General features: G+C 62.8%; 24 protein-coding genes. 6 read left to right on the top strand and 18 right to left on the bottom strand.

Annotated elements, in window-relative coordinates:
- Position 1: 1 nt before the first annotated feature.
- Complete coding sequence (locus A4A58_RS08245) at positions 2-289, bottom strand: hypothetical protein (RefSeq protein WP_433993614.1); 288 nt, start codon at positions 287-289, stop codon at positions 2-4.
- A complete protein-coding gene (locus A4A58_RS08240) occupies positions 282-1,031 on the bottom strand; it encodes a DUF899 domain-containing protein (protein WP_068731117.1) in 750 nt (249 codons plus the stop codon). Before A4A58_RS08240 ends, A4A58_RS08245 begins: the two co-directional genes overlap by 8 nt.
- A gap of 122 nt (positions 1,032-1,153) precedes the next feature.
- Between A4A58_RS08240 and A4A58_RS08235 the strand changes: the two genes are divergently transcribed.
- A complete protein-coding gene (locus tag A4A58_RS08235; RefSeq protein ID WP_068730997.1) occupies positions 1,154-2,374 on the top strand; it encodes a DNA-binding protein in 1,221 nt (406 codons plus the stop codon).
- A gap of 30 nt (positions 2,375-2,404) precedes the next feature.
- Positions 2,405-3,043 (top strand): Vgb family protein, encoded by a 639-nt coding sequence (locus tag A4A58_RS08230; RefSeq protein WP_068730996.1) that lies wholly within the window; start codon positions 2,405-2,407, stop codon positions 3,041-3,043.
- 30 nt (positions 3,044-3,073) lie between these two features.
- On the opposite strand, the gene A4A58_RS08225 is transcribed toward A4A58_RS08230, so the two are convergent.
- The 9 genes from A4A58_RS08225 to A4A58_RS08185 all read right to left on the bottom strand — a co-directional run bounded on the left by A4A58_RS08225 (position 3,074) and on the right by A4A58_RS08185 (position 9,468).
- Complete coding sequence (locus A4A58_RS08225; RefSeq protein ID WP_068730995.1) at positions 3,074-3,670, bottom strand: YdeI/OmpD-associated family protein; 597 nt, start codon at positions 3,668-3,670, stop codon at positions 3,074-3,076.
- A gap of 22 nt (positions 3,671-3,692) precedes the next feature.
- Positions 3,693-4,352 (bottom strand): TenA family protein, encoded by a 660-nt coding sequence (locus tag A4A58_RS08220; protein WP_068730994.1) that lies wholly within the window; start codon positions 4,350-4,352, stop codon positions 3,693-3,695.
- A 125-nt stretch (positions 4,353-4,477) separates the two neighbouring features.
- Complete coding sequence (locus A4A58_RS08215; RefSeq protein ID WP_192855895.1) at positions 4,478-4,705, bottom strand: hypothetical protein; 228 nt, start codon at positions 4,703-4,705, stop codon at positions 4,478-4,480.
- A 57-nt stretch (positions 4,706-4,762) separates the two neighbouring features.
- Complete coding sequence (locus A4A58_RS08210) at positions 4,763-5,173, bottom strand: SRPBCC family protein (RefSeq protein ID WP_068730992.1); 411 nt, start codon at positions 5,171-5,173, stop codon at positions 4,763-4,765.
- Complete coding sequence (locus A4A58_RS08205) at positions 5,170-5,493, bottom strand: ArsR/SmtB family transcription factor (RefSeq protein WP_068731116.1); 324 nt, start codon at positions 5,491-5,493, stop codon at positions 5,170-5,172. The genes A4A58_RS08210 and A4A58_RS08205 overlap by 4 nt, the downstream gene beginning before the upstream one ends.
- A 130-nt stretch (positions 5,494-5,623) precedes the next feature.
- Positions 5,624-5,968: a Lin0512 family protein gene (locus A4A58_RS08200; RefSeq protein ID WP_068730991.1), complete on the bottom strand. Its 345-nt coding sequence runs from the start codon at positions 5,966-5,968 to the stop codon at positions 5,624-5,626.
- A gap of 94 nt (positions 5,969-6,062) precedes the next feature.
- Positions 6,063-7,220 (bottom strand): substrate-binding protein, encoded by a 1,158-nt coding sequence (locus A4A58_RS08195; protein WP_068730990.1) that lies wholly within the window; start codon positions 7,218-7,220, stop codon positions 6,063-6,065.
- Positions 7,221-7,321: 101 nt separating this feature from the next.
- Complete coding sequence (locus tag A4A58_RS31085; RefSeq protein WP_192855894.1) at positions 7,322-8,092, bottom strand: hypothetical protein; 771 nt, start codon at positions 8,090-8,092, stop codon at positions 7,322-7,324.
- Between the two features lie 119 nt (positions 8,093-8,211).
- Positions 8,212-9,468, bottom strand: a complete 1,257-nt coding sequence (locus A4A58_RS08185) for a serine hydrolase domain-containing protein (RefSeq protein WP_068730989.1) — start codon at positions 9,466-9,468, stop codon at positions 8,212-8,214.
- Between the two features lie 373 nt (positions 9,469-9,841).
- Between A4A58_RS08185 and A4A58_RS08180 the strand changes: the two genes are divergently transcribed.
- The gene (locus A4A58_RS08180) at positions 9,842-10,492 is read left to right on the top strand and encodes a glutathione S-transferase family protein (protein WP_068730988.1); all 651 of its coding nucleotides are present in this window, start codon (positions 9,842-9,844) and stop codon (positions 10,490-10,492) included.
- An 11-nt stretch (positions 10,493-10,503) separates the two neighbouring features.
- On the opposite strand, the gene A4A58_RS08175 is transcribed toward A4A58_RS08180, so the two are convergent.
- The 3 genes from A4A58_RS08175 to A4A58_RS08165 form a co-directional block, all read right to left on the bottom strand.
- Positions 10,504-10,683, bottom strand: coding sequence for a hypothetical protein (locus tag A4A58_RS08175; RefSeq protein WP_068730987.1), 180 nt, complete (start codon positions 10,681-10,683; stop codon positions 10,504-10,506).
- Positions 10,684-10,722: 39 nt separating this feature from the next.
- Positions 10,723-13,509, bottom strand: coding sequence for a bifunctional aconitate hydratase 2/2-methylisocitrate dehydratase (locus A4A58_RS08170; protein WP_068731115.1), 2,787 nt, complete (start codon positions 13,507-13,509; stop codon positions 10,723-10,725).
- Positions 13,510-13,821: 312 nt separating this feature from the next.
- Positions 13,822-14,718, bottom strand: coding sequence for a LysR family transcriptional regulator (locus A4A58_RS08165; protein ID WP_068730986.1), 897 nt, complete (start codon positions 14,716-14,718; stop codon positions 13,822-13,824).
- Positions 14,719-14,986: 268 nt separating this feature from the next.
- Between A4A58_RS08165 and A4A58_RS08160 the strand changes: the two genes are divergently transcribed.
- A complete protein-coding gene (locus A4A58_RS08160) occupies positions 14,987-15,721 on the top strand; it encodes an SDR family NAD(P)-dependent oxidoreductase (RefSeq protein ID WP_068730985.1) in 735 nt (244 codons plus the stop codon).
- 16 nt (positions 15,722-15,737) lie between these two features.
- On the top strand, positions 15,738-16,337 hold the full coding sequence (locus A4A58_RS08155; protein ID WP_068730984.1) for an NADPH-dependent F420 reductase: 600 nt from the start codon (positions 15,738-15,740) through the stop codon (positions 16,335-16,337).
- Positions 16,338-16,525: 188 nt separating this feature from the next.
- On the opposite strand, the gene A4A58_RS08150 is transcribed toward A4A58_RS08155, so the two are convergent.
- Positions 16,526-17,344, bottom strand: a complete 819-nt coding sequence (locus tag A4A58_RS08150; protein ID WP_244499699.1) for an NmrA family NAD(P)-binding protein — start codon at positions 17,342-17,344, stop codon at positions 16,526-16,528.
- A 99-nt stretch (positions 17,345-17,443) separates the two neighbouring features.
- The gene (locus tag A4A58_RS08145; RefSeq protein ID WP_068731114.1) at positions 17,444-17,866 is read right to left on the bottom strand and encodes a DoxX family protein; all 423 of its coding nucleotides are present in this window, start codon (positions 17,864-17,866) and stop codon (positions 17,444-17,446) included.
- 124 nt (positions 17,867-17,990) lie between these two features.
- Between A4A58_RS08145 and A4A58_RS08140 the strand changes: the two genes are divergently transcribed.
- Positions 17,991-18,896, top strand: a complete 906-nt coding sequence (locus tag A4A58_RS08140) for a LysR family transcriptional regulator (RefSeq protein WP_068730982.1) — start codon at positions 17,991-17,993, stop codon at positions 18,894-18,896.
- A 190-nt stretch (positions 18,897-19,086) separates the two neighbouring features.
- Here A4A58_RS08140 and guaA read toward each other — a convergent pair whose 3' ends face one another.
- Together guaA and A4A58_RS08130 are read right to left on the bottom strand one after the other, a co-directional pair.
- On the bottom strand, positions 19,087-20,694 hold the full coding sequence (gene guaA / locus A4A58_RS08135; protein ID WP_068730981.1) for a glutamine-hydrolyzing GMP synthase: 1,608 nt from the start codon (positions 20,692-20,694) through the stop codon (positions 19,087-19,089).
- Between the two features lie 64 nt (positions 20,695-20,758).
- On the bottom strand, positions 20,759-22,063 hold the full coding sequence (locus tag A4A58_RS08130; protein WP_068730980.1) for an RsmB/NOP family class I SAM-dependent RNA methyltransferase: 1,305 nt from the start codon (positions 22,061-22,063) through the stop codon (positions 20,759-20,761).
- Between the last annotated feature and the right edge of the window lie 32 nt (positions 22,064-22,095).

Here is a 22,095-nt window from a genome sequence, read left to right as displayed (position 1 = left end):
GTCACCTCCGCCACTGCGATTGGCGGCCGGATATCAGCCTGAGCCAAGGCACGGTATGGAACAAGCTCATGAAGGCATACATCACCGCCATTCCACTCCACGGCGATGCGCGCGACGCCGAACAGAGCAGGTCCGGCGAACTGCCATCGAGCACACCCGTCAGCAGCGCCATCAGTGCGAAGGCCGGTGCGGCCGCAAGGCATAGCCAGTCGGCGGCCGGTGCAAGGCTACCCATTTTCCAGCGATAGGCCTTCGCACGATCCATGACGTCGTCGATGGCGCTACTCATCGGTCTTCCGGAATGTCGCCTCTCCTGCGTCCGAGACCTCAACCCATTTCTTGTCGGGTGCGGCGCCGGCGACATAGTTGTCGTGCCAGTTCCACCATTTGTAGGTCGGAGTCTGCGGATAGCCTTCGGGCGAATCCTCCCAGACCTCCTGACGTCCCAGCGGCGTCGCGTCGAGATAGCTCCAGGTGGTCCCCATCGCCTCGTCGCCGCGGCTGTTGATGAAATAGGTGCGGAACACGCGATCGTCGTCACGAAAGAACACGTTGTGGCCGTGCCACTCGTCGACGCCGAAGTCGGCGTCGAAACTGTCCGTGATGGTGACCCACGGCATCTCCCAGCCCATCCGCGTCTTCAGGCGCGCGATATCCGCCTGCGGTGCCCGCGAGGCATAGACGAGCGTAGTATCACGGGCATTCAGATGCGCGAGGTGAGCGACCTGATCGGCGCCAAGTGAACAGCCGCGGCAGGCGTGATCGGGCCAGCCGAACACGCCTGGCTCGAAGAAGGCGCGATAGACGATCAACTGCCGGCGGCCGTCGAACAGATCAAGCAGGCTGGCTGTGCCATCGGGCCCTTCGAACGCATACGCCTTATCCACTTCCATCCACGGCATCCGCCGGCGCTCGGCAGCGAGCGCATCGCGCGCGCGCATCACAGCCTTCTCCTTCACGAGCATGTCCGTTCGCGCTGCCTCCCATGCCTGCGGTGACACAATCGGTGGTGTTTTCATCGGTGCGGTCATGGTCTTCTCTCCACTTTCGTCCATCGTCATGCGCTGCCGACACGACTTGCCGGTTGATCGCCGTGAGGTAGATTAGGATCCGGCAATGGACGGGTGGGAGTGACAAGTGTGGCGGGATTTGAATGGACTCCCTGATCACCGCCGCAGGTCATGCGCTCGCGGCGGGTGATCCGCTGGGTGCGTTGAAGCGTGTTGCATTGCGTGATGACGCGCCGGCACTCGCGCTGCGCGGCATCGCAATGGCCCAGCTCGGCGATTTCGCACGCGCGAAGGAGCTCGTGAAACGGGCTGCGCGCGCCTTCGGTGCGAAGGAACCCGTGGCGCGTGCGCGGTGCATCGTCGCCGAGGCCGAGATCGCCCTTGTCTCGCGCGATCTGAATTGGCCCAGGAAGGCGCTCGACGCCGCACGGCTGACACTCGACGCCCACGGCGACCATGTGAATGCGGCCTATGGCGGCTATCTCGACGTCAGGCGCCTTCTCCTGATCGGACGTCTCGACGAAGCCGAGCGTAAGCTCGGCGCGCTCGATCCCGCGCCTCTGCCGCCCGCCTTGCGTACAGCTCATGCACTGGTCGTCGCCGGCATCGCGATGCGCCGCCTGCAGGCGAAAAAGTCACGCGCCGCCATTGCCGACGCGCAGCGTGCCGCCAGGCTCGCTGCAATCCCGGCACTCACTGCCGAGGTCGACAGTGCATCCCGGCTCCTCGACGCTCCCGCTGCGCGTCTGATCACACGTGGCGGCGAACGCGTGCTGCTGCTCGACGATGTCGAGGCGCTGCAGAATTCGAAATCCATCATCATCGATGCGTGCCGGCATGTCGTCCGCCACAAGAAGACGGAGCTGTCGCTGGCGACCCGGCCCGTCCTGTTCGCCCTCGCCCGCGCGCTTGGCGAAGCATGGCCTGCGGACGTCTCGCGCGAAACGCTGCTGGCGCGCGCATTCCGCGCCAGACATGCCGATGACTCGCATCGCGCGCGACTCCGCGTCGAGATGGGACGGCTGCGCAAACTGCTTGCGCCGCTGGCCGAGGTGAACGCGACCAAGCCCGGTTTTGCGCTGGTGCTGCGCCGCGCCCGCGTCGTCGTCGTGCTGGCACGGCCGGTCGAGGAAGAACACGCCGCAGTGCTCGCACTTCTTGCCGACAGAGAAGCCTGGTCGAGTTCGGCATTGGCGCTGGCGCTCGGCACGAGCCAGCGCAGCGTTCAGCGGGCACTCGACGAACTTGCCGCCACTAACAAGGTACAACCGTTCGGCCGCGGACGGGCGCGCCGCTGGATGTCACCATCCCTGCCGGGACTCGCGACGATGTTGTTACTCCCGCCGCCGCTGCCGGATCACTAGGGTCATCGTCACATCATCAGGGAGAGTTACATGACCAACTCAGCAGCCGAAATCATCCGCGAATATGGCCCCTTCGAGGGCGTCGACGGCGTGCATGGTGTCACCTATGACGGCACGCAAGTCTGGTTCGCATCCGGAAACAAACTCCACGCACTCGATCCCGCAAGCGGCAAGACGGTACGTGCCATCGACGTTGCTGCCCACGCCGGCACGGCCTTCGACGGCAAGCATCTGTTTCAGATCGCCGAGGACCGTATCCAGAAGATCGATCCGCAAACCGGCCGTGTGCTGAACACCATCCCGGCGCCCGGCAATGGCGGCGACTCCGGCATGGCCTGGGCCGAAGGCACGCTGTGGGTCGGCCAGTATCGCGAGCGCAAAATCCACCAGATCGATCCCGACACCGGAAAGATTCTGCGCACCATCGAGAGCAACCGCTTCGTCACCGGCGTGACCTGGGTCGACGGCGAACTCTGGCACGGCACCTGGGAAAACGACGAGAGCGACATCAGGCGCATCGATCCGCAGACCGGCGAAGCGCTGGAGAAGCTCGCACTGCCGGCAGGCAGTGGCGTCTCTGGCCTCGAGTCAGATGGTGCCGATCAGTTCTTCGCCGGCGGCGGCAAAAGCGGCAAGGTCCGCGCGATCAAGCGGCCGAAGCGGAAGTGATCGATCGCATGAGCCGCGTCCCGTCGCGGCTCACTTCTTCCCCTGCGGATGGATCGTCTCGCCCTTCCTGAGCATGTCCACGAAGGACGCGATCCTCTTCTTGCGGCCGGCCTCAGTCTTCAGGTTGTTTACCCGGAACGCCAAAGCGAAGCGGTTCTGCGCGCTGAGTTTCGCCAGCATCGCTTTCGCTTTTGGCTCGGCGTCGATCGCCGCCTGCAGGTCAGCGGGAAGCTCCGACGCCTTGACGCGATAGGCGCGGTCCCAACGGCCGTCGGCTTTCGCCGCCTCCACATGGACAAGGCCATGCTCGGTCATGCGCTCTTCTGTGACGAGGCGCGCAACATTGTCGACATTGATCTGGCTCCAGACGCTCTTCCGGCCGCGCGGCGAGTAGCGCTGCAGGAAGCTGGTTTCGTCCAGCCCCTTGCGGATGCCATCGATCCAGCCCCAGCACAACACGACATCGATCGCCTCCTTCGGCGTGATCGATGCAAGGCCGGATTTGAGTTTGTGGATCTTGATCCAGACCTCGTCGGCCTTGTCGTGGTTCTTGCCCAACCATTTATAGAAAGCGTCTGACGTCTTGAACTCACGCACATTCGCGGGATCGACCTTGACCGGTGCCATGCTCTGCCCTCACCGCCGCACGCTAGCGCGCGTCTAGTCCCATCTGCCAGAAGTCAGCTTCCAGCCGTGATGCATGGCCGAACAGTTTGGCGAGCTCTGTAAAGCGCCGCTCGGTCATCGCGCGCGCGGCGAGATCGTCGAGATGGCGGCGCGCTTTCACCGCGATATCCTGATAGGCGTCGCCGGCATATTCGCCGATCCATTCGCGATACGGATGATCGCCGAGCGCGTCGACACCATCCGGCGCCAACCTGCGGCCGATCTCGGCATAACCGATGACGCAAGGCGCCAGCGCCACATGCAGGTCGAGCAGATCGCCGGCGGCGCCGCAATCCAGCACGAAGCGCGTATAGGCCACCGTTGCCTGATGCTCGGGCGCAGCCTCGATATCGGCGGGCGACAGTCCCCAGCGGCCGCACAGTTTTACGTGAAGCTCCATCTCGCCAAGGATGGACGCAAGTCCGCCTTGCGCCGCCTTCATGTCGTCAAGTGTGCGGCTCTTGTAGGTCGCCAGCGCATAAGCGCGCGCGAACTGGATCAAGAACAGATAGTCCTGCACCAGATAGGTGCGAAATGCGGGCTCAGGCAGCGTGCCGGCCCCGAGCTGGCGGACGAAATCGTGATCAACATAGCTGGACCAGTCGTCAGCGGCTGCGGCCTTGAGGCGGTCAAAGATATCCATGAGGACTATTTCATCTGTTCGGCGAATGCGCCGTCGGCGCGCAATCCGAAAGGTAGCTCACCACAGCTTGGGCGGCAATCTACGTAGACAACGTCGCCGCACGCGGATTCTTCGAGCTTGTGTGATCATGCGTCGACGCGCGCGCGTGCTTCCCCGCGCCACTTTGCGGCATAAGGCAGCACGAACATGGTGAGACCACTGAACATCAACAGAAACAGCGGTGGCAGCGGCGCATAAGTCACCCAGGCGGGCGGTTCTCCAAATCCGCGGACAACGAAATTGGCGACGACAGTCGCGGTGAAGGCAAGGGACAGCCAGCGGTGGGTCTGCCGAATCCACAGGTTCATGCTCAATGACAACTCCTCATGCGTGTGCGGCAGAGCCGCTTGTGCTGATCGTGGCGGTCGAGGTCAGTCGAGCCGTTGCAACAGCTGCTCCATCGACGCCAGGAATCGCGGCCATCCGAACTTGGCGCCCTGATAGGCCTGCTCCTGATCCGGCCGGAAGCCGATCTGCTCCATCCGCAACAGTGTCCCGTTGCTGGAAGGCGTAAGGGTCCAGGTCACGACACTCTCGAGACCCAGGGCCTCCCAAGTATAGGCGAGCTTCCTGTTCGGCTCGACCTCCGTGACCCGGCAATCGACCACGCCCCAGCTTGCGCTCAGATCAAAGCGATGGCCGATGACAGGCTTGAAATCGTTCTTCATCAGCCACTCGGCGATCAGTTGCGGCTGGGTCAGTGCGCGCCAGAGCTTTTCCGGCGCGTGCCCGAATTCCCGCTCGACGACGACAGAACGTGTTTCGGCTGCAGTATTGGTCAATTGTCCATCCTCTTCAGCAGTTGTTCGAGATCGTCGAACCGGCTCTCCCAGAAGCCGGCCATCTGGCTGGTCCAGTCGAGCAGCGGCGCCAGGGCCGCCGGTTGCGATCGATAATGTGTCTGACGGCCGCTCTGGCGATCCAGCACCAGCCCCGCCTGCTTCAGCACGCCGAGATGCTTGGAAACCGCCGGTTGCGAGACGCCGGCCTGGGCAGTCAGCGCCGCGACGGTCTGCTCTCCGTCACGGCAAAGCCGCTCGAAGATCGCACGCCGGGTCGGATCGGCGAGCGTCTTGAAGAGCACATCGAAGGTGTTCGGCATCGCCATCCATAACCCGTCAGCTATCAATCAAATCAATAACCAATGAGTTATGAATTAGTCAAGCGTGAAATGGATGGGAGGGAGTTTTCGAGATCGCGGAAGCACGATCGTCGCCTGAGGCAAGTTGCCTCTATTTGCCGTCGTCGAGGCTCACCAGCACCGCTGCATTGGCAATGAGGATGCCGTCACCGCCGCTCTCGGCGGGAATGTCGAGACCGCCTTTGACGGCCGTCACGGTCACTGTGCCGTAGGGTAATTCCTTGGCGACGGCCGCCGTGTCGACGTCGTCCGGATTCGGCACAGCGACGGTCACATCGACAAACATGTCATGCGGCGTCTTGCCGAGCAGCCGGAAAAACCCGACGCTGGAATGCCGGATCGCGTCCGACACCGCCCGTTTCGCAGCCTTGGTGGCGTCGCGGCCATGGACGTCGACGCCCATGCCCATCTCGGTGATACAGCGCACACGTGCCATTCGACGTCCTCTTCGCTCATCTAAAATTGTGTCGATGCCGACTAAAGCAATCCCGCACGGCGCGCGCCAGCCCCTTGCCGTCACGCCTGTGCGATCAACGAGTGGCCATTGTGCAGCCAGGTTGCGGCGCGATCGCGCCCAGCGCGCGAACAGGGACGAGTTCGCTTCCCTTCGTCTTGGCGATGAACATGGTCATGGTCGCATAGTGGTTCGCATCAATGGTGACGGCTCCCGTTGGCGACGGGATGGTAAGGCCCGCCAGCGCATCGACGATGGCCTCCTTGTCGACACGGCCTGCCTTCTCGATTGCAGCCTTGAGCGCGATCAGCGTGTTGTAGTGGGTCATGACATAGTTCGACACCAGCACGTCGTTTCCAGCTGCAGCGCGCACTTTGGCGACGAAGGCCTTCATCTCCGGCGCGTCGCTGGTCGCCAGCGACGGCACCACAGTAATCATGTTCTGACCCTTGCCCTTGAAAATGCCGAGATCAATCTCGGATAATCCCAGGAAGGCGACGGTGGTGTCCTTGAACAATCCCTGCTCGTCGGCCTGCCGGATGAAATCCATGCCGTCGCCTTTCAGCGCAAACAGCAGCACTTTCGGCTTTGCCGCTGCCACCTGCTTGATCAGCGGGGTGAAATCCGTCTCGGTGCCCAGCGTGTATTGCGTGCCGACGATGGTGCCGCCGAGCTTCTCGATCAGCGGTTTGGCAATATCGAACATCTGGTGCGGCCAGACGCGATCGGCGCCGAGCATGAAATAGGTGTTGCCGACAGCCTCGTTCACATAGGGCAGCAACTGGCCGAGATCCTGGTTCGGCACCGTGTTGAACGAGAAGATGTAGCGGTTGCATTTGCCGCCTTCGAAATTGGTCGCATAGAGCAGCGGCGTCTTCATGCTCTCGGCGAGCGGCCTGACCGCATTGAAGTTGGCCGAGGTGACAGGGCCGACAACCGCCACGACGCCGCTGTCGATGACCGATCGCATCGCGCTCTCGGCGGAGGCCGGCCGGGTCTTGTCATCGACATAGATGATCTCGAGCGGCCTGCCGAGAATCCCACCGCTGGCGTTGATCTCCTTTGCCGCCAGATCGAGCCCGAGTTTTGCTTGCTGGCCATAAAGTTCGACACCGCCGGAAAACGGCAGTACCGCGCCGACGCGGATGGGATCGGCGGCCATTGCCGCAGAGCCGAACGCTGCCGAGCCCAGCAGGACTGCGAGTGTCACGAAACTTGCGACAATTAACTTCATGCACGTTGCTCCGATGCGCCGCCATCGGCGCCGAAAATCACGGCGATGATTGAGCCGGAAAAATCAGGAGGCGCAAGAGCTGATCGCGGATCCAGCGCTGCTCAAGGCGATGACGGAGCCCGCGGCGCCGGGGCTATCGGAAGAGGACCGCTAGACGCAGGCGCGTCATTCACTGGAGCTCCGTTGGCGGGAGCTTCCGTGACTGGAGCCACCGCCACAGGCGCAATGTCCATCGGTGCGGCGGTCGCAGCTTCAGGCGCCGCAGCCGCGGGGGCAACGGCTGGAGGCATGATCGACACCGGCGTCGCCGGGGCCGGAGCCGTGGTCGGGACATTAGCCGTCGGAGTGCTAGCAGCAGATACGTCAGCCGCTGGTACGTTGGCCGTGGGGATGTCAGCCGGAGGCACGTTGCGCGGACGCGCAGGCGTCGGAGGTGCTGCAGCTCTGTTGATGATCGGCTTGCAGATCATCACAGATGCGGCCGATGCGATCATCGACGCCATGATCTGCAGGTCCGAGGGTTGTTTGGGGTCGCTCGCGACCGCGGCGGCTTCCTCGCGCAGTTGGATATTGCAGTCACAATCGGGAATGCCGCTCGGCGGCGTGCAGGCGTCATGATGCATGCAGGCGACATCGAGCGCGTCGATCGGCGACTTGCCCGGCCGCGAGCCGAGACCGCAATAATTGCCGTGGACCAGATTTGCGCCATTGGTGCGGGGATCGAGATTGATCCTGCTGTCACTGGCTGGTTTCTGACTGCGAGCTGCCGCGTCCTGCGCAACGCTTGGCGATGATGCGATGGCGGCCGAACACAACATCACCGCAATGCAGGAATGGCGCAGCCAGACGGCAACGCGCAAAGGCTTGATCATCGCATTCAGGTCCGCATGGCCCCGACGGGATGTGTCGGCCGCGAAGAATACGCCCGACGCCCCCTTAGGTTCCCGTTCAGGTTCCCTTTGGGGGAACCCGATCAATCAGCTTTTCTTCATTAGCCCCTGATCATCAGCTCTTTCGCCAGCGCCATATAGGCCGGCAGCGTCACGGGATCATTCGCGGCGTTTCCAGCGACCGGATGCGACGCATAGCGCGCGATCACCATTTCGGCCTTCGGATCGATATAGAGCCCCTGCCCGTAGACGCCGCGCGCCATATAGGCACCGTGTTCATTGTGGGTCACCCACCATTGATTGCGATAGGAGCCACCGGGCAACGTGGTGTAGCCAGCCGGCTTGAACTTCGCGGGATCGGCGCCGCGTTCGATGTCCTCGACCACCGCAGCCGGCACGATCTGGCGGCCATTGAAGCGCCCGTGATTGCGCATCACCTCACCGAAACGCGCGAGATCGCGTAGCGTCGTCGACAGTCCGCCGCCACCGCTCTCGGTGCCGATGCGATCGACATGATAATGCGCGTCTTCCTCCGCTCCCATCGGCGCCCAGATGCGTTCCGACAGAAGATCGGACAGCGTCATGCCGCTGGCACGGCGGATAATCCAGGCCAGCACGTCGGTGTTGACGGTCTTGTAGGCGAACGCCTTGCCGTGCTCGCCCTGCTTCTTCTGCGTACAGAGGAAACTGAAAATGTCTGTGGCGCCTTCATAGTCCGGCGGGATCGGCGCCATGCCATTGGCGCGTCGCAGTCCCCACACATCGGAATTCTTGTCGGTATAAACCTCAGTGTAGAGAAGCCCCGTGGTCATATCCATGACCTCATGCACATCGGCATCGCCGAACGCGCTGTCCTTCAGCTCCGGCACATAATCGGTGACCGGCGCCTGCGGATCGATCTTGCCTTCGGCCACCAGAATGCCGGCCAGCGTGCCGGTGAAGGACTTGGTCACCGACATGGCGATATGCGGCTTGTGCGGCTTCAGCGCGCCGGCATAGCGCTCATGGATCAGCTTGCCCTTATGCAGCACCGCGATGCCGTCGGCATAGGTCTCGTCGAACATGCGGGCGAAGGTCATCGGCCGGCCATCCATCGTGGTCGATGTCGATGCGCCGATATCGCGCTCCGCGCGCGGCAGCGTGGATGTGCCGCCCGCACCGCGCCAGACATTCACCGTCGGCACCAGCTGACGCACATTGCTCCAGGCCCAGCGCAGCTCGGGAAAGTTGCGGAACGAGCCGTCGTGAAAGGTGATGAGCTTGTCTTGCGACGGCGGAAAGCCCTGCATCCAGCCGAGCGTGTTCGGATCGGTCTCGGCAGCGGTGGGGGCTTGGCTCGGTGCAGGCGCGTCGGACATGAAGGCTCTCCGGGAGGATAGTGAGCCAGTCGTAACATCGCGGAGAATGATGCACATCCCGCGTTTGAGCGGAGGTGCATTGATCAGTCGCATGTCGTCTGGCGCGGCTACTGCACGCGACCGTCCTTCACTTGAACAGCCACCTCATCATCGATCACCTGAATCGAGCTCGTGACGCTCCGTCATTTCATCGCTAGGCTTGGCAGCTCGCTCAATGGTCAATGCTCTCGGTTCCGAAGAATATCCGTGGTCCGGCGGGGTCCGATGACAGGTTCGGCCCGCGAAATTCCGTGGTCAGAAATCGAAATCGGTTGTCGGGAGACGCGCCGGTCGTTCGTCCTGGGGATGCGAAACACCAAGGTGGAGAGAAACAATGCCCACTATTAGCGCCTTTGAACGATCTCCCGATCGCGGAAGGGGATTGGCGCGTGACATGCGCGTTCGCTGGGCGCTCGAAGAAGTGGGCCAGCCTTACGACGTCCGTCTACTGTCGTTCACTGAGATGAAGGAACCCGCACATCGCAGGCTCCATCCCTTCGGGCAGATCCCGACCTACCAAGACGGCGACCTCATGCTGTTCGAGTCGGGGGCGATCGTCTTCCATATCGCGGAGCGCCATCCGGGCCTGCTACCAGACGATGCGAATGCCCGGGCGCGCGCCATCGCCTGGATATTCGCCGCGCTCAGCACCGTGGAGCCGCCGATCGTGGAACGCGGAGCCGCCACGCTCACGGAGCGCGACAAGACCTGGTACGCGACGCGCCTGCCGATCCTCGACGATCGCGTCCGCGCCCGGCTGGGAGACCTTTCCATCCGCCTTGGCGACGCCGACTGGCTCGACGGCAGATTCAGCGCCGGTGACCTGCTGATGGTGACGGTGCTGCGCAGATTGAACGGATCAGGACTACTGGAGGACTATCCAAACCTCTGCGCCTACATCGCCCGCGGTGAAGCGCGGCCCGCCTACAAGCGCGCCTTCGCCGATCAACTGGCGCTCTTCACCGGCAAGCCACCGACCGGCTGACAAAGGTCCGCTCAGGGCTCACTCGCGCCTTTCATAGTCGGCAGCAACGGATCGAAAGCGGGGAGCTGACGGATATTGCTCCAGGCCCAGCGCAGTTCGGGGAAGTTGCGGAACGAGCCGTCGTGGAAGGTGATTGTCTTGTCCTGCGGTGGCGCTCGCGAACGACCGCCCGCGGCGCGGCAGGTGTTCACCTGCCAACGCCGATTTTTGAACAGCTCTTGTTCTCCGCCCTAGTAAAAGACGGAGGCCCCCATCGAAGCAGTCTTCGGCGGGGCGAACTTGGTCAGGTCAATGCCTTCGACGGCGGCCTTGTATTCCTCGGCGCTCGGCGTGCGACCGAGGATCGCCGACAACACCACGACCGGGGTCGAGGCCAGCAGCGATTCACCCTTCTTCTCGGCGGTGTCTTCCACGACGCGGCCCTGGAACAGACGGGTCGAGGTTGCCAAAACGGTATCGCCCTTCTCCGCCTTCTCCTGGTTGCCCATGCACAGGTTGCAGCCCGGACGCTCGAGATAGAGGATGTTCTCGTATGCAGTACGGTTCGCGGTCTTCGGCTTCAGATCATCGAATTCGAAGCCCGAATACTTCTGCAGGATTTCCCAGTCCCCTTCGGCCTTCAACTCGTCGATGATGTTGTAGGTGGGCGCAGCAACGACCAGCGGCGCATTGAACGCGACCTTGCCTTCGGACTTCTCGATGTTCTTGAGCATCTGGGCGACGATCTTCATGTCGCCCTTGTGCACCATGCACGAGCCCACGAAGCCGAGATCTACTTTCTTGGTGCCGCCGTAATACGAAATCGGACGGATCGTGTCGTGGGTGTAGCGACGCGACACATCGGCGTTGTTGACGTCGGGATCGGCGATCATCGGCTCGTCGATGATGTCGAGATCGACGACGACCTCGGCGAAGTATTTCGCATTGGCGTCGGGCGTCAGCGCGGGCTTCTCGCCCGAGCGGATTTCGGCGATGCGCGCATCGGCCTTGGCGATCAGGCCCTTCAGCGTGCCCGCCGCATTTTCCATGCCCTTGTCGATCATGATCTGGATGCGCGACTTGGCGATCTCCAGCGACTCGATCAGCGTGTCGTCCTGCGAAATGCAGATCGACGCCTTGGCCTTCATCTCGGCCGTCCAGTCGGTGAAGGTGAAGGCCTGGTCAGCCAGCAGCGTGCCGAGATGAACCTCGATGATCCGGCCCTGGAAAACGTTGTCGCCGCATTGCTTGAGCATCTGCGCCTGGGTCGCATGGACCACGTCGCGGAAGTCCATATGCAGCTGCATCGCGCCCTTGAACGTCACCTTGACCGATTGCGGGATTGGCATCGTCGCCTCGCCGGTCGCAAGCGCCAGCGCCACGGTGCCGGAATCGGCACCGAAAGCCACGCCCTTGGACATGCGGGTGTGGCTGTCGCCGCCGATGATGATCGCCCAGTCATCGACGGTGATGTCGTTCAGCACCTTGTGGATGACGTCGGTCATCGCATGATAGCTGCCCTTGGGATCGCGCGCGGTGATCACGCCGAAATTGTTCATGAAGCTCATCAGCTTCGGAATGTTGACCTGCGCCTTCTTGTCCCACACCGATGCCGTGTGGCAGCCCGACTGGTAGGCGCCATCGACGATCGGCGAGATGACGGTGGCCGCCATCGCTTCCAGCTCCTGCGCGGTCATCAGGCCGGTGGTGTCCTGCGACCCGACGATATTGACCTTGACGCGCACGTCCGAGCCCGCATGCAGCACCTTGCCGCCGAGCACGCCCACGGCATTGCGGTTGAAGATCTTCTCGACCGCGGTCAGGCCCTGGCCTTCGACCGAGATCTCCTTGTTCGGAGCGAAAACCGGGGTCGGCTCAACGCCGAGCGTTTCGGCGGCAAAGGTCTGCAGCTTCTTGCCGAACACGATGGCATAGGAGCTGCCGGCCTTCATGAACTCCATCTTCTGCGGCGTGAAGGCGGCAGCGACGTCGACCAGCTCCTTGCCGTTTTCGTCGCGCAGCTTCTTACCCTTGGCATCGAGCGTCAGGACGGTGCCGGTATCGACCGCAAATTTCTGTTCGAGGACCGGGTTTCCGTCGTTGTTGAGGATCGGCTTGCCGTCCCCGTCGAGCTTCTTGACCCAGTTCTTGAGGTTGACGCCGATGCCGCCGGTCACGTCCACCGTCGTCGCGAAGATCGGCGAGATGCCGTTGGTGCCGGCGACGACCGGGGCGAAGTTGACGAAGGGCACATAGGGGCTGGCCGGCTTGCCGGTCCACAGCGCCACGTTGTTCACGCCCGACATGCGCGACGAGCCCACGCCCATCGTGCCCTTCTCGGCGATCATCATCACGCGCTTATCGGGATGCTGCTTCTGCAGCGCCACGATTTCCTGCTGCGCCTGCGGCGTCATCATGCACTGGCCGTGCAGCTCACGGTCCGAACGCGAATGCGCCTGGTTGCCCGGCGACAGCAGGTCGGTCGAGATATCGCCTTCGGCGGCGACGTAGGTCACGACCTTGATCTCGTCCGCGACGTCCGGGAGCTTGGTGAAGAACTCGGCCTTGGCATAGCTCTCGAGCACGCCCTTGGCGACCGCATTGCCCGCCTTGAAGGCATCGCGCAGCCGGAACATGTCGGCGTCGTAGAGGAAGAACTGGGTCTTGAGCACCTCGCCCGCCGGGCCGGCGATGGCTGCGTCATCGCCAAGCGCGATGTCGAGCAGCACCCCGATCGAGGGACCGCCCTTCATGTGCGACAGCAGTTCCAGCGCGAAGGTGGGTGTGATTTCCGGGACGATCGCCTCACCGAGGATAATCTCCTTCAGAAAGGCGGCCTTGACGCCTGCGGCGCTCGTGGTGCCCGGCAGGGTGTTGTAGATGAAGAATTTCAGGGCGTCGGCGCGGTGTTCGCTGCCGTTGTCCTTGATCAGGGCGATGATTTCGCCGGTGAGCGCGCCGTCGTCGATCGGTTTGGGAGCGAGGCCTTGAGCTTTTCTGCTTTCGATTTCAGCGAGGTAATCTGAATAGAGGCTCATCGTCATCCCAACGTCATGAGGTGGTTGACGCTGGAAACGCAGCGCCACCAACCGTTATTGTTAAAACCGGTCTAAAGGCGAATTCGGCTTCGAGTACGTCAATCGCGACCGACTGACAAGATACTGCATTGCAGTAAAAATAGCCCTTTAAATTCAGCGTTCAACGGTCAAAACATGACGGCAGGCATGCTTGCCGGGCTGAAATGCTGGTTCTCACCCGACCTGTCGCAAAGAAACTCCCCGAAGACACGTCCGAAACGTCGGTCTGACCCGCCACCATCAGCCAATTGGTGGCCGGCGACCTGCCGCGCATCAGTCGCGCGATATGGACAGCCCTGCGAGAAGCGGAGCGTACGCGGCGAGCCTGCGGGATACGAACTCGGTGAAGAGCCGCACGCGCTTCGTCTTGCGTGTCTCCCCCTGTGTGAGGAGCCAGAGCGTTCCATACATGTGCAGGTCGGTGCCCGGCACCCTCACCAACAGAGGGTCGGCATCTCCGACGAAGCACGGCAGTGTCGTGATCCCGAGCCCCTGCCGGACTGCAACGATCTGCGCCCCGGCGTCCGAGGTCCTGAACGGCACGCCCGTGGTGAGCACCTCACCCGCGCTGGCCCAATCCGGAATGCCATGCATGCTGATGACGATCCACCGGATCGGATCGGGCGCGCCCGCACGCCACGCGGCCAGTCGATCGCGGGACATGTAGACGCCGCCGAACACCTCCGGTCCCTTCAGGCCGTGCAGATTGAGCGGCAGGGTTTTGCGATCGTAGACGACGCGGATTGCCACGTCGGCGTCTCGGTTGGTCAGATTTGCCAACTCGCCGAAGGACAAGATGTCCATCTCGATGTCCGGATGCAGGCGCGCGAAATCGGCGAAATCCGGCATGAGCAGGTGTGTCGCGAGAGGCGGCGCCAACGTTACCCGCAGAAGCCCGCGCACGCCCTGGTCGCGCCCGAAGACGCGCGTCTCCAGCTGGTGCGACGACGCTTCCATCTGGTCCGCGAATTCGAGGACCTCCTCGCCCGCTGCCGTCAGGCGGTAGCCCGAAGGCAGCTTTTCGAACATCTGCGCCCCGAGGCGTTCCTCGAGCTGGGCGATGCGTCGCAGCACGGTCGCATGGTTCACACCGAGGCGCTCGGCGGCAGCCCGCACTGAGCCTCCGCGCGCGACGGCCAGAAAGTAGCGAACGTCATCCCAGTCGATCATGGTGCAATCCCGCACCGCGCGGTGCGCTTTCCAAAGCCCGTATCCAACGCATCGTGCAGCAGTACAGGCGGTTATCATAGCCTATCCCGACAAACACGGCCCAATTCCGAACGGCGGACACCGATCATCACGGCTCGCGTCAGTCGTCCAGCCGGATCGATTTCGCACCACCGATGTGCGCACTTCCGCACTCAACGCCTGACTTCGGCGGACCTATGTCGAGCTTCTCGGGGGCAGATGCTGTCCCGACACCACGACAGGAGAAGTTATGGGAAAGCTTGAAGGTAAGGTTGCAGTCATCACGGGTGGATCGAGCGGCATGGCGCTGGCGAGCGCCAAGCTGTTCGTCGAAGAAGGCGCCTACGTTTTCGTCACGGGCCGGAGGCAGGAGGCGCTCGATGAGGCCGTCAAGCTGATTGGCCGGAATGTGACCGGCGTGCGCGGCGACGCGGCCAATCTCGACGACCTCGACCGCCTGTTCGATACGGTCAAGCGGGAAAAGGGCAGGATCGACGTCCTGTATGCGAGCGCCGGCACGGGCGAAGCCGTGCCACTGGGCGAAATTACCGAGCAGCATTTCGATGCGACCTTCGGCCTGAACGCGCGCGGCACGCTGTTTACCGTTCAGAAGGCGTTGCCGCTGTTCAACGATGGCGGATCGATCTTCATGACCGGGTCAGTTGCGTCGATCAAAGGTTTCCCCGGTTATAGCGTGTATGCGGCGAGCAAGGCGACGCTGCACGCATTCGCACGCGGATGGCTCAACGAACTGAAGGGCCGGAATATCCGGGTGAACGTGCTGCACCCGGGGCCGATCGCCACACCGATGCAGGACCAGGTTCTCACTGAAGAAGCGAAGCAGATGTTCGAATCCCTGATCCCGCGGGGAAAGATGGGACGTCCTGAGGAAATTGCGGCGGTCGCGCTGTTTCTTGCTTCAGACGATTCGAGCTTCGTGAACGGAGTGGAGTTGTCTGTCGACGGCGGCTTCTCGGCCATCTGAAAATCGGAGAAGCATCATGAGCTACGCGATTATAGGATTCGGCAAGATAGGCCAGGCCCTCGCCCACGCCTTCGCCCGTAAGAACATCGACGTGACCGTCGCGAGCCGCCGGCCGCCCGAGGCGTTGGCACCGCAGGCTCGGGCGATTGGCCCCAAGGTCGTCGCCAGGTCGCTGCGGGACGCACTCGAGGCCGACACGGTCATCCTGGCGGTCCCGTTCGGCGAGCATCGCGAGGTTGCGAAGATCCTGCCGAGCTGGGACGGCAAGATGGTCATCGACGCGATGAACCTGTTTCCGGGCCCCGACGAGCCGGACGGTCTCCCGGGCTCCGCCGTCGTCGCGAAGGCATTCACCGGCGCCAAACTCGTGAAAGGTTTCAATCACCTGGGCGCAGCCACTCTGGCTACCGATCCGATCGTCGCGGGCGGGCATCGGGTCGTCTTTCTGTCTGCTGACGACGAGGACGCGATCGCTCCGGTGGCGGCCCTAGCCAAGCAACTCGGCTTCACACCCGTCAAGCTGGGAAAGCTCAACGAAGGTGGCGCGCTGGTGCACGCACGCGGCCGCACCTGGGGCCCGCTCATCTTCCAGGATTTGTTCAAGAAGGAGCAGTAATCGATCTACGGCGGTGTGATCGACATTGATAACTGGTCGCGCGCGCTGACTTCTTCGAGCAGCGCGCGAACCTCTGCTGTCCGATACTACTCCACGGCCGTGCACGGCCCCTTGGTACAAAACCTCGGAGCATGACATCCATGGTCCGAGGTTTGTATCATGCAAGCCCGTGTCATGCCGTCCCGGACTTACGCCTTGGCGGCGTTCTGTGCAGCCTCGAATACATCGCGTGCGGACGTCGTACCCGCTACGTGCTCCGTGTCCTTGACGCCAAGGTCCATCCAGCCCGCGTTGACGGCCTCGAACATCGCTTCGGCCGGTCCGGTCTGGCCCTTCGGGATGCCGAACTGCTCGAATGCTGCTGACCACTCGGCCCGTGGGACGGCAAACGCCTTGACGTCACGCTGCATGACTTCGCCTAACTGAGCCGCGACTTCATCCGCGGTGACCATCGAACCAAGCTCGACGACGCGCTGCCCTGACCACGCTGGCCCGATCAAAAGGGTTGCGACCTCCGCGCCGATGTCGTTCGTCGCGACCATGGTCGATTTTCGGTTTGTCGGATTGTAGTAGACCGGTAGCGTGCCGCCATGGGCGATGTGTAGGCCGTAAAGGAAGTTTTCGAAGAACCCGCCGGCGCGCACAAATGCGATTGGAAATGTCAGATCGCGAAAACCTTGCTCCAGAAGCGACAAGGCCGTGATCATCCCGAGCCCGCTGGTTCTGTTCGCCCCCATCGACGAAAGCGCTACCACCCGCGGCGGCGCTGCCCTGGTGAGCGCCTCGACATAGTTTGCAATCACACCCTTTGCTTCTTTGAAATCGGGCGACGGAGTCCAGACAGAAGGCAACATGACAAACGCGCCGTCGACGCCCCTGAGCGCCCGCTCGATGGCGGCTGCATCGTTCCAGTCGCCATCGACCAGTTCCACGCCCTGGTCCATCCAGCTTGCCGCCTTCGCGCGGTCGCGGACTAGCGCACGGACTTTCTTGCCTTGCGCCAGCAAATGCCTTGCCGTCGCGCCGCCGACTTTTCCCGTAATTCCCATTACTAAAAACATGTGCTTTCTCCTGATCTTGGGGGACAGAGCACTGCTCCTGTTGGTTCAACGGATGAGCGGCAGAAGGGCTCGGACACGGCGATCGCGCGCGTAGAGACCGCCCCATGTCAGCGCGCCCAGAAGCAGGGAAATGAGCTCCGGCGGCGATCCCAACTCACCGATGCGGACATGGGCGCAGATGGCGCCTCCCAGAAATCCCGTCACCAGGATCGCGCCAAGAACGGCAGTGGCTGGGATGGCGTAAAGGATGGTGCAGGCGAGGATGATCGGACCCAGGGTACGGGTCAGGTCCAGCGCGAACCCGGTTTCCTGCAACGCACTGGCGATCTGCGCCGGCGCAAAAAGCTGAATAGTGCCGTCTGCCACCAGAGCGACAACGACAAACGCGCTCATTATCCGGCCGGCCCACAGGCTGCGATGCAAGGTCATAGCTTCAGGCATGTGATGCAGGTTCATGGCTTGGGACACTTTGTCGTTCTCCGATGGGGTCACCCAATTTCGAGGCTTACCGTATTGCGCCTCTTGGACATGATAAACACCGACAAAGCGAACGCACTGTTCTCTCTGTGGCGAACAATACCGAGGCACGAAAATGCAGAATCTCGAACCCATCCTCATTTTCATAACGGTCGCGGAAATGGGGAGCTTCACCCGCGCAGCCGATAGCCTGGGCATTCAGAAGGGAAGGGTCTCAACAGCGGTCCGGAAGCTGGAAGAATATCTCGGTGTCAGACTCCTGCACCGGACAACGCGCAGTGTGCAGTTGACGGAAGACGGACGCGCATTTCATGCCCGTGCGCGCGATCTGCTTGCTGAAGTCGATGACCTGCACTCGATGTTCGCAAGCGATCGCGTGGCTCTTCGCGGGCGTTTACGAGTCGATCTGCCGACCGAGGTGGCGCGCTCAACGATCGTGCCGGCCTTGCCGGAATTCATGGCGGCTCACCCCGAGTTGGAGCTGGAGGTGTCGAGTACGGATCGGCAAGTTGATCTGGTTCAAGAGGGGTTCGACTGTGTATTGCGGCTTGGACCCATCGGGGACGAGACGCTGATTGCTCGCCCGCTGGGCAAGTTGCGCATGGTCAATGCTGCCAGTCCCGCCTATCTGGCGCGCTATGGCGTCCCTCGATCGCTAGAAGATCTCCAGCGTCAGGAACATCGGACAATTCATTTTTCGACGATGCTGGGCGCAAGACCCTATGGATGGGAATATCCGGACGGCGACAACTACGCGACGCTTCAGTTGCCAGGTGCGCTACACGTCAACAGCGCGCAGACCTACGAAGCCGCTGCCCTCGCCGGCCTTGGCCTGATTCAGGCGCCGCTCTTGGGAATTGGCCGATACTTAGAGAGTGGAGCGCTTGTGGAGATCATACCCGATTTTCGTCGCCGGGCGCTCGATGTGTCCCTCGTCGTAGCACATCGGAGCAATCTGTCGCGCCGAGTCCGCACATTCATGAAGTGGATCGAAGATGTGCTGACGCCGTACCTGGAATAGCGAGACGAACATCTTCGTCCCGCCCTCGAACTTTACATACTCCGCGGATTGCGCGCAGATCGGTTCTGCGAGCTACCCGAGAACGCGGACATAGAAGAGCCTCCGAGCCAGTGACGAAGGGATCGACAGAGCAGCAGCACGGCGGCGAAAATCGCCGCCGAAACTACGCTAACGCCGCCGATTGTATCCCTCACTCCCACTCGATCGTGCCCGGCGGCTTGCTGGTGATGTCATACACCACACGATTGACGCCCTTCACCTCGTTGATGATCCGCGTTGCGGTCTCGCCGAGGAATTTCATGTCGAAGGCATAGAAGTCGGCGGTCATGCCGTCCGTCGAGGTCACCGCGCGCAGGCCAACGACATACTCGTAGGTGCGGCCATCGCCCATCACACCGACTGTCTTCACCGGCAGCAGCACGGCAAAGGCCTGCCAGATGGTGTCGTAGAGATCGGCCTTGCGGATCTGGTCGATATAGACCGCATCCGCTTCACGCAGGATGTCGAGCTTCTCGCGGGTGATCTCGCCGGGGCAGCGGATGGCGAGGCCGGGGCCCGGGAACGGATGACGGCCGACGAAGATGTCCGGCAGGCCGAGTTCGCGTCCGAGATCGCGCACTTCGTCCTTGAACAGTTCGCGCAGCGGCTCGACCAGCTTCATGTTCATGCGCGCGGGCAAGCCGCCGACATTGTGGTGCGACTTGATGGTGACTGAAGGTCCGCCGGTGAACGATACGCTCTCGATCACGTCGGGATACAGCGTGCCCTGCGCCAGGAAATCCGCGCCGCCGATCTTCTTGGCCTCGGCATCGAACACGTCGATGAACAGACGGCCGATGGTCTTGCGCTTCACTTCGGGATCGGTGACGCCTTCGAGCTCGCCCAAGAAAGTCTTGGACGCATCCACATGCACCAGCGGGATATTGTAGTGGTGCCGGAACAGGTCGACGACGGTCTTGGCCTCGTCCTTGCGCAGCATGCCGTGATCGACGAACACGCAAGTGAGCTGATCGCCGATCGCCTCGTGGATCAATACCGCAGCCACCGCGGAGTCGACGCCGCCGGAGAGACCGCAGATCACCTTGCCCTTGCCGACCTGCGCGCGGATCTTCTCGATCGCTTCCTCGCGAAACGCGCGCATGGTCCAGTCGCCGGCGAAGCCGGCGATGTTGCGCACGAAGTTGCGGATCAGTTTTGCACCGTCGGGCGTATGCGCTACTTCGGGGTGGAACTGCATCGCATAGAATTTTCTGATATCGTCGGCGATGATCGAGATCGGCGAGCCCGGCGCCTTGGCGACAGCGCGAAACCCGTCCGGCATCTTGGTGACGCGGTCGCCATGGCTCATCCAGACGTCGTATTTGCCACCCACTTCCCACACACCGTCGAACAGCGCGCAGGTGTCGGTGATCTCGATGGCGGCGCGGCCGAATTCGCGGTGATGGCCAGCTTCGACGGTGCCACCGAGCTGCTGCGCCATGGTCTGTTCGCCGTAGCAGATGCCGAGCACGGGAACGCCGGCGGTGAGGATCGACAGCGGCGCGGACGGCGCGTTGTCGTCGAGCACCGAGGCCGGACCACCGGACAGGATCACGGCCTTCGGCTTCATCTCGGCGAAGGCAGCCTCCGCCTTGTTGAACGGCACGATTTCCGAATAGACGCCCTCCTCACGGACGCGCCGCGCAATCAGCTGCGTCACCTGGGAGCCGAAATCGACGATCAGAATCTTGTCATGCGCCGCGGCCACATGGGGTGACGGATCGGCGGGCGAAACGGATGTTTTGCTGGGGGCTGTCATAGCGAGGAATTACGCGACTCATGCCGGCCTCGCAATGCCGGAATTCGCATTGTCCTGCCGAAAACTATGCCTTTTTGCGTGTCATCACCGACACAAAAAACCCATCCGTTCCGGTCCGCCGCGGGGTCATCAGCACGCCTTCGGGACTCTGATACGTCGCCGCCGCGAAATCCTCGGCCTTGTCCCACAGCACCGACATCACCTGCTCCGGCGGGACCACCGAAAACTCAGGCTGGCGGGCGGTAAAGGCGCGGATCTGGTCGCGGTTTTCCTGGGGAAGCACCGAACAGGTCACATAGGCGATCCGGCCACCCGGCTTCACCAGCGCCACCGCACGGTCGAGGACCTCGGCCTGGTCCTTGATCCGGACCTCGAGGGCGCCCGGCCGCATCCGCCATTTGGCGTCGGGATTGCGGCGCCAGGTGCCGGTGCCGGTGCATGGCGCGTCGATCAGCACGAGGTCCGCGGAGTTGTGAATGTCGCTCAGCGTATCATCCGGGCCCTTCGGGGTGCGGATATCGGCATTGTGGATGCCGGCGCGTGATAGGCGCTCGTGGATCGGTGCCAGCTGCCGCTTGTCGGCGTCGGTAGCGATCAGCCGGCCCTTGCCCTGCATCATCGCCGCCAGTGCCAGCGTCTTGCCGCCGGCGCCCGCGCAGAGGTCGATCACCTGTTCGCCCGGCTTGGCGCCGGACAGCAGCGCCGCAAGCTGCGAGCCCTCGTCCTGCACTTCGATGCCGCCCTTGATGAAATCCTCCTCGGCATGGATGCCGGGGTTGCGCGCGTCGGCGCCGAGATCGATCCGCAGCCCCAGAGGCGACCACGGCGTCTCGGTGGCGCCAAGATGGCGCAGCGAGCCCAGCACCTTGTCGCGCTTGGCCTTCAGCGTATTGACGCGCAGATCCAGCGGCGCGCGGCTGGCCATGGCGGTGGCTTCCGCCACGCGATCATCGCCAAATACATCGGCCAGCTGACCATCGAGCCATTCCGGATAATCGCCGGCGATATGCGCCGGTGCATCCGCCACCGTGCGCGACGCCAGCGCCGAGCGCTCCGAGTCAGACAGCGGCTCCGGCGCAAAACCGCTGCCGTCACAGAGCGCGGCAATCGTATCGACATCCATCCTGCGCTCGGCCTTGAGCATGCCGAGCAGCCGCGCCCGCGACGTATCGTCGTCCATGATCCAGGCGCTGGAGGCGCGCCGCCGCAGCACATCCCAGACCAGCCCGGAAATTCCGGCCCGGTCGCCGGAACCGGCGAAGCGGTGCGCGGTGCCCCATTCCTTCAGCGCCTTGGCGGCGGGGACACGCTGGGTGTCGATAGCCTCGATCACTTCGATCGCGGCGGAGAGGCGTGCGGCGGGAGTCATGGCAATCTTTCGACGGAGAGAGGCGCGACGCC

This window comes from Tardiphaga robiniae, assembly GCF_001618955.1.
Classification (GTDB): Bacteria; Pseudomonadota; Alphaproteobacteria; order Rhizobiales; family Xanthobacteraceae; genus Tardiphaga; species Tardiphaga robiniae_A.
Note: the sequence above shows the minus strand (reverse complement) of the source record. Positions and strands in the feature narration are given on the sequence as shown.